This window comes from Clostridium sp. Cult2, assembly GCF_021655075.1.
Lineage (GTDB): Bacteria > Bacillota > Clostridia > Tissierellales > Tepidimicrobiaceae > Schnuerera.
The window spans coordinates 1-7,377 of sequence record NZ_PPXX01000038.1; the positions used below are offsets into that span (position 1 = coordinate 1).

7 protein-coding genes and 6 tRNA genes are annotated in these 7,377 nt (G+C 32.5%); 12 read left to right on the top strand and 1 reads right to left on the bottom strand.

Features of this window, described 5'->3' with window-relative positions; translation table 11 throughout:
- Positions 1–15 precede the first annotated feature (15 nt).
- From C3E90_RS04240 to C3E90_RS04275, 8 genes are all read left to right on the top strand, one after another.
- Positions 16–91, top strand: a tRNA-Thr gene (locus C3E90_RS04240).
- A gap of 11 nt (positions 92–102) precedes the next feature.
- Positions 103–188, top strand: a tRNA-Tyr gene (locus C3E90_RS04245).
- Positions 189–193: 5 nt separating this feature from the next.
- Positions 194–268 (top strand) — tRNA-Gly (locus tag C3E90_RS04250).
- 66 nt (positions 269–334) lie between these two features.
- Positions 335–408: transfer RNA gene (locus C3E90_RS04255), tRNA-Gly, on the top strand.
- Positions 409–424: 16 nt separating this feature from the next.
- Positions 425–499, top strand: a tRNA-Cys gene (locus C3E90_RS04260).
- A gap of 15 nt (positions 500–514) precedes the next feature.
- Positions 515–591 (top strand) — tRNA-Arg (locus C3E90_RS04265).
- 133 nt (positions 592–724) lie between these two features.
- Entirely contained in the window at positions 725–1,063 is a 339-nt protein-coding gene (locus tag C3E90_RS04270; RefSeq protein ID WP_236914417.1) for a hypothetical protein, read from the top strand.
- A 116-nt stretch (positions 1,064–1,179) separates the two neighbouring features.
- The gene (locus C3E90_RS04275; protein ID WP_236914418.1) at positions 1,180–2,478 is read left to right on the top strand and encodes an acetamidase/formamidase family protein; all 1,299 of its coding nucleotides are present in this window, start codon (positions 1,180–1,182) and stop codon (positions 2,476–2,478) included.
- A gap of 49 nt (positions 2,479–2,527) precedes the next feature.
- Here the strand turns inward: C3E90_RS04275 and C3E90_RS04280 are convergent, their stop codons facing one another.
- On the bottom strand, positions 2,528–3,022 hold the full coding sequence (locus tag C3E90_RS04280; RefSeq protein WP_236914420.1) for an FUSC family protein: 495 nt from the start codon (positions 3,020–3,022) through the stop codon (positions 2,528–2,530).
- Between the two features lie 225 nt (positions 3,023–3,247).
- Between C3E90_RS04280 and C3E90_RS04285 the strand changes: the two genes are divergently transcribed.
- The 4 genes from C3E90_RS04285 to C3E90_RS04300 all read left to right on the top strand — a co-directional run bounded on the left by C3E90_RS04285 (position 3,248) and on the right by C3E90_RS04300 (position 7,302).
- Positions 3,248–3,889 carry a winged helix-turn-helix transcriptional regulator gene (locus C3E90_RS04285; RefSeq protein WP_236914422.1) on the top strand — a complete coding sequence of 214 codons (642 nt, stop codon included), beginning with the start codon at positions 3,248–3,250 and terminating at the stop codon, positions 3,887–3,889.
- Positions 3,890–4,093: 204 nt separating this feature from the next.
- Positions 4,094–5,290: a DegT/DnrJ/EryC1/StrS family aminotransferase gene (locus tag C3E90_RS04290; protein ID WP_236914423.1), complete on the top strand. Its 1,197-nt coding sequence runs from the start codon at positions 4,094–4,096 to the stop codon at positions 5,288–5,290.
- 138 nt (positions 5,291–5,428) lie between these two features.
- Positions 5,429–6,007, top strand: a complete 579-nt coding sequence (locus C3E90_RS04295; RefSeq protein ID WP_236914427.1) for a sugar transferase — start codon at positions 5,429–5,431, stop codon at positions 6,005–6,007.
- A gap of 35 nt (positions 6,008–6,042) precedes the next feature.
- On the top strand, positions 6,043–7,302 hold the full coding sequence (locus C3E90_RS04300) for a glycosyltransferase family 4 protein (RefSeq protein WP_236914425.1): 1,260 nt from the start codon (positions 6,043–6,045) through the stop codon (positions 7,300–7,302).
- Positions 7,303–7,377: the final 75 nt, after the last annotated feature.

Here is a 7,377-nt window from a genome sequence, read left to right on the forward strand (position 1 = left end):
TAATTTAATATTTATGCTGGTGTAGCTCAATTGGCAGAGCAACTGACTTGTAATCAGTAGGTTGGGGGTTCAAGTCCTCTCACCAGCTCCATTAAATGATATGGAGGAGTTCCCGAGTTGGCTAAAGGGGACGGACTGTAAATCCGTTGGCTAAGCCTTCACTGGTTCGAATCCAGTCTCCTCCACCATATATGCGGAAGTGGCTCAGTGGTAGAGCATCGCCTTGCCAAGGCGAGGGCCGCGGGTTCGAATCCCGTCTTCCGCTCCACTATTGATTATTGCAACTCAGAAACTCCTTGTTTCTGAGTATTATAAATTTAAATTGAAAGTACATGCGGGTGTAGCTCAGTGGTAGAGCCCCAGCCTTCCAAGCTGGTTGCGAGGGTCCGATTCCCTTCACCCGCTCCATTAATATATACAGAATGGCGGCATAGCCAAGTGGTAAGGCAGAGGTCTGCAAAACCTTTATTCCCCAGTTCAAATCTGGGTGCCGCCTCCATAATAATTTCATATTGTACCTATAGCTCAACTGGATAGAGTGCCTGACTACGAATCAGGAGGCTTAGGGTTCGAGTCCCTATAGGTACACCATTAAAAACCCCTGTAATCATTAGATTACAGGGGTTGCTTTTTTATTAGAAGGACTTTAAAACAAAATGTAGAATATGTATGCTAAGAATTGTAATAGAATAATAAAAGATTGGGAAAGGAGGGGTGATATTAAATGAAGAAAATATATGGATTGCACTGTTTTACTATAAAGGGTGCCTATCCTGCTTTAACTGTATATTTTCGACCTATGAGTCTAATAAAATATAAGATAGGGGAAAAAGATATTGCACCAGTTCTTACATCTGACATGATACATGTGTCGGTAAATGGAAATGCCCTAAAAGTCTATCTTTTGAATAAAGTAAAAGAATTTATAGGAGATGGTAATATTACTGCATATCTTATGCAAATTTCATATCCTACTGAACTTCTAGAAAAAGATAGGAACTTTTTACATATTCATCTGATAGATGAAGGCAGGAATATAGGAGAGGCTTCTTTGTATTTTTGATAGTATTAAATGTAAATTCTGGGTATATATCTAAATAAGGAGCCTAATATAAAAGAATGAGAAGATATGATTAGGCTATTAATTATATAATGTAAAGTTTAAAGGGGGAATTTGTTTTGGTTAAGCAAACTGTTTTTGTCAATGACTTCACCAATGGGATTCTCGACCCGAATAAGGATATGTTAGGTCCAGTTAAAGATGGCGGCACTATAGTAGCCAATACTGCTCCTGGTTGTTGGGGGCCTATGATAACTCCAGAATTAAGAGGGGGCCATGAAGTAACAGTACCTGTTTTTGTTGAAGGGGCAGAAGTAGGAGATGCAATTGCTATATATATTGAAACAATAAAGGCAACTTCATCTGTTGTTGCTTCTGGTAATGATGAAACTATAGACAAGAACTTCATAGGAGACCCTTTTGTTGCTGGAATATGTCCTTACTGTGGTACAACCAACCCTGTAACAAAACTAGAAGGAATAGGATATGAATCTGTTAGGTGTGAAAAATGCAATGAAGAGATTTCACCTTTTCAATTTAGTAATGGCTACACTATAGCATTTGATGAAAATAAAAAGGTAGGAGTAACATTAAATAAAGAAGGAGCATATGAAGCTGCTAAAAATGCAAAAGATTATATGAGTATTCCAGATAATTCAGTCCAAAACCCAATAGTAAACTTTGCTCCCCATGATATTGTAGGCAATGTGTCAAGGCTAAGACCTTTTCTAGGGCAATTGGGAACTACACCTTCTATACCTATGCCAGATTCTCATAATGCAGGAGATTTTGGTTCTTTTTTAGTAGGTGCACCTCATGAATATGGAATAACGGAAGAAGAATTACAAAAACATAAAACTGATGGGCACATGGATATCAATAAGATTAGAGAAGGGGCTATAGTAATTGCTCCAGTCAAAGTTAAAGGTGGGGGAGTTTATGTAGGAGATGCCCATGCAATGCAAGGTGATGGAGAAATAGCAGGTCATACTGCAGACATATCTGCAGTGGTTACGTTAAAAGTTAAGATACTAAAAAATTTAAATATCGATGGACCTATTATAATTCCTGTAGAAGAAGATTTACCTTATTTAGCAAAACCTATAAGTACAGAAGAAATGAAGATAGCAGCTGAATTAGGGAATAAATGGGGAGTTGAAGAATTAGAAAAAACTGCTCCTATTAGTTTCGTAGGAACAGGTGTTAATTTAAATGAAGCAATAGATAATGGACTTCAAAGAGCCTCAGAAGTATTAGGTTTAACTGTCCCTGAAGTTAAAAATAGAGCTACAATAAATGGTGCTATTGAAATAGGAAGAGCTCCTGGAACGGTTACAGTAACATTCTTAGCTCCAATTGAGACTTTAGAGAAAGCAGGGCTTTATGAGATAATTAAGGAACAATATGGCTTATATTAATATAAACAAGGCTTAGGTGTTAACTAAACACTTAAGCCTTTATTAAAGATTACATAATTACATTTATACCAATGGAAACTACAATACCAATTAATGTCTCTACTACTCTATTTACTGCAAATAATAAAGGTGATACATCCGCCCCATGTGAGACGGTTATACTTAGAAAAACTACGCAACTAATATAAGTAGAACTACTAGATTGTAAATGAACATTAGTATATATTATAGGTATTAAAAATAAAGATAGAATTAAATAGTGAATATAACTATACAATTCTATATTTATATATTTTATCAACATTATAGCTAAAAATCCATATAATCCCCCTATTAGAGTACCTTTCATTCTATTTAGTCCAACTTTTAAGCTGTTTGTCTGGTCGTTTTGCATACATAATATTGCAGCTATTGCAGAATAAAAAGGAAGGGATTTTCTAATCATACCTATTAGAAAACATATATGAACAGCAATAATTGTCTTAATAACCCTCATTCCAATAAATATTATTTTTTTATTTTCTGGTTCTCCCCGTCTATTCATATGCTACCCCCAATTCAAAACAAAGGTTGTCCAGATAATATTATAATAATAAAATCAGATAATAGCAACGTTTACCTTTTATACAAATGAAAATAATCAGTAATTATTTAATAATTTAATAATATCAGTCTCTCGTTTACAAGAATTTTGTTGTAAAATTCTATTGATTCATGTCTAAACATATGGTATATTTAAATCAGTCGGTCAACGAACGAACGATTGGGCGTGATTAATATCAATACAATAAAGAAAAGTAATTTTTTCATTCCTACTCCTCAGCTTAAGGAATTGGTTATATTAGAATATATTGAAAAAAATTCAGACGTTACACAAAAAGAACTAGCTAGAGTAGCTAATGCAGCACCATCCATGATAAATGTTTATATTGAGGAATATGAACAGAAAGGATATATGAAAAGAGAATATATATCAGCAAAAACAGTAAAATACTTAATTACCCCAAAAGGAGTACAGAGAAAAAATTACCTAAGTATTAGTTATTTGCAAGAATTAATGAAACTTTATCAATTAGCAAAAGAAAATGTAGAAAACTTTATTCAAAGTATTATGGATAAAGGATATGAAAACATATTATTATACGGCGCAGGAGAAGTAGCAGAAACTATCATAGGGGTAATTAGGGATAAGGAACTATCTTCGTTAAATGTTATAGCAATAGTAGATGATGACAAAGATAAACAAGGGGAAGCCATGTTAGGCTATAAGGTAATAGCTAGGGAAGAGATTAAGAAGTACAAGCATGATGCTATTGTTATTACATCTTATACATTCGAAGATGCTATTGTTGACAGATTGAAAGAGATGGAGTATCCAATGGATAGGGTGAAGAGGTTTTTTAGTGTGTAGCTTAAGATTAACATGCTGGATTTTCCATGCTAACAAATTGCACCATTAGAATAATATGAAATTTAGTTGCAGCATTACTTTAAGGTGTTTGGCAGGATAGACAAAACTAGTAACATTGCAAGGAAGTATGTTTGAACGGTGGTATTATTGGAGTTTTAATGATTAGTAATATTTTGTAGAAAGTTAGATTGAAAGGTGATTAATATGAAAATACCATTTTCTCCTCCAGATATTTCAGAATTAGAAATAAATGAAGTTGTAGAAACGTTAAAATCAGGTTGGTTAACAACTGGACCGAAAACCAAATTATTTGAAAATAAAATAGCAGAATATACAAATACACCTAAAGCAGTATGTTTAAATTCAGCTACGTCAGCTATGGAAATGACTCTTAGATATTTAGGTATTGGTGAAGGAGATGAAGTTATAACTTCTGCATATACATATACAGCTTCAGCAAGTGTTATAAATCATGTTGGAGCCAAGATAGTATTAGTAGACACAGCTGAAGATTCCTTTCAAATGGATTATGAAAAGTTAGGACAAGCAATTACTAAGAAGACAAAAGCTATTATTCCTGTGGATATTGGCGGAGTCATGTGTGATTATGACAAGATACTTCAAGTAGTAAATAGCAAAAAAAATTTATTTCATCCATCGAACAAAATACAGGAAGCTATTGGTAGAGTAATTGTGTTAGCTGATGCTGCTCATTCATTTGGTGCCACTTACAAAGGGAAAAAAAGTGGAGAAGTTGCAGATTTTACATGCTTCTCATTTCATGCAGTAAAAAATCTAACTACTGCTGAAGGTGGAGCAGTTACTTGGAGAGATATTCCTAGCGTTGATAGTGAGGAAGTATATAGACAATTTATGTTACTATCTCTTCATGGTCAGTCAAAGGATGCATTAGCTAAAACTAAACTAGGAGCTTGGGAATATGATATTGTATATCCTGCTTATAAATGTAATATGACTGATATTACGGCATCTTTAGGGTTAGGGCAGTTGCAAAGGTATTCTGGAATATTGGAAAGAAGAAAACAAATTATAAGAATGTACGATGAGGGTTTAAGTGATTGCAATGTAGATGTTTTAAAGCATCATGGTGATGATTTTTCATCGAGTGGTCACTTATATCTTGTAAGGATTCTTAGTAAGGATGAAGCTCATAGAAATAAGGTTATAGAAAAAATGGCAGAGAAAGGTATAGCCACAAATGTTCATTATAAACCACTACCAATGCACACTGCTTATAGGAGATTAGGATTTGATATAAAAGATTATCCTAATGCTTTTGATATGTATAAGAATGAAATTACTTTGCCACTTCATACATTGCTAACAAATGAACATGTGAGGTATGTATTAGATATGTTGAAAGAGATTATTCAAGAATAAATATTAAATCTTTATATATAGTTTGGAGGAACGCTAATGTCTGAAGTATTAGTAAAAAAGGACTCGAAAGAAATTCTGTTACCAAAAGAGATTGATGAAATATTGGAGAAACGAAAAATACAACTTGTTTTTAAAAGGATGTTTGATATTTTGGTTTCTTTTATCGGGTTACTTATATTATTACCTGCATTTATTGTTATTGCAATCGTAATTAAGTTAGGATCAAAAGGAACAGTTTTCTTTAGACAAATACGTGTTGGTAAAGATGGCAAGGAGTTTATGATATTTAAGTTCCGGACTATGATAATAGATGCTGAAAAAAAAGGAATGCAACTTACAGTTGATGGAGACAATCGTATCACAAAGTCTGGCCATTTCTTAAGAAAATCTAAAGTAGATGAATTGCCACAACTAATAAATGTTTTGATTGGAGACATGAGCTTTGTAGGTCCAAGACCAGAAGTCCCCAAATATGTGGCAATGTATGATGAAAATCAAAGATGTATATTAAAAATTAGACCAGGAATTACAGACATTGCTTCAATTGAATATAAGGATGAAGATTTGATACTTGCACAAAGTAAGAATCCAGAGGAAACATATATAAATGAAATAATGCCTAAGAAGATAAAGCTTAATGTTAAGTACATAGAAAACATGTCTATTGCTTATGATATTAGATTGATTATTGAAACTATTTTTAAAGTGATTAAATAATATTTAGCTTATTAGTTATAGGGAAAGGATAAAAGATGAGGAAGAATATTTGGATAATAAATCATTATGGTGAGCCACCTACAATTGGAAAATACACAAGACATTTTCAATTTGCTTTAGAATTAATAAAAAGAGGATATGATGTACGAATTTTTTCATCAAGTGCAATACATAGGACAAATATAAATTATATTAATGATAATAGTAAATTTATTATAAAGGAGATTGAAGGAGTTCCATTTGTGTTTGTAAAGACCTCTAATTATGAAGGTAATGGAGTTAAGAGAATAATGAATATGTTGGAATACGCAATAAGAGTAATACAGGTTAGAAAAAAATTCTGCAATCCAGATATAATATATGCTTCTTCACCCCATCCACTAACATGGCTTGCAGGCTACAGACTTGCAAAAAGATATAATGCAAAATTTATTGCAGAGACAAGAGACCTTTGGCCTGAAACTTTAGTTGCTATGGGAGCAATTAGCAAGCACAGTATACCTGCAAAGATATTATATAAATTAGAAAAATTTATATATAAAAAAGCTGATAAGTTAATTTTCACTTTTCCTGGTGGTAAAGACTATGTTGATAATATTGGACTTGATATATCAAAAGTAAGATATATTAACAATGGTGTAGATTTAGAAGAATATGATAACAATAAACAAACATACATTTTAAGAGATACAGACTTAGATAATGATAAAACTTTCAAAATCATCTATACAGGGTCAATGGGACAAGCGAATTCACTTAATTTTTTGATAGAAGCAGCTGAAATTATAGATGAAAAAGGTATTAAGGATATTAAATTAATACTCTATGGTGATGGATACCAAAAAGAAGAAATGATGAATTATGTTCGAGATAATAACATTTCTAATGTGATATTCAAAGGTAGAGTTGAGAAAAAATGCATTCCAAATATTTTAAGCAAATCTAATTTAAATATATTCACAGGTAAACATATTTATTTGTACAAATATGGACTGAGTCTTAATAAAATGTTCGAGTACTTTGCTTCAGGAAAACCAACTTTATCAAATATAGAATGTGGATATGACATGCTAGAAGAATATAACTGTGGATTAACAGTAAAAGGCGGTTCAGCAGAAGCTTTAGCAGAAGGTATACTTAAATTCTATATTATGCCTAAAGAAGAATATAACAAATATTGTGAAAATGCATTAAAGGCAGCTGAAGACTTCGACTTTAAAGTTTTAACGGATAAATTAGAAAAGATAATTTTAGAATTGGAGTCAACAGATAAGGAGCATTCCTGTAATAAATAAAAATCACATTTGAATAAAAAAATACCACCTGTTAAAATACGAGGTGTCAGGGAATTCCTGCAGGAAAAACTGACC

Coding starts and splice junctions, on each gene's coding strand:
- C3E90_RS04300 (WP_236914425.1), top strand. CDS start 6,043: ATGAGGAAGAATATTTGGATAATAAATCATTATGGTGAGCCACCTACA.
- C3E90_RS04295 (WP_236914427.1), top strand. CDS start 5,429: ATGTTTGATATTTTGGTTTCTTTTATCGGGTTACTTATATTATTACCT.
- C3E90_RS04270 (WP_236914417.1), top strand. CDS start 725: ATGAAGAAAATATATGGATTGCACTGTTTTACTATAAAGGGTGCCTAT.
- C3E90_RS04280 (WP_236914420.1), bottom strand. CDS start 3,022: ATGAATAGACGGGGAGAACCAGAAAATAAAAAAATAATATTTATTGGA.
- C3E90_RS04290 (WP_236914423.1), top strand. CDS start 4,094: ATGAAAATACCATTTTCTCCTCCAGATATTTCAGAATTAGAAATAAAT.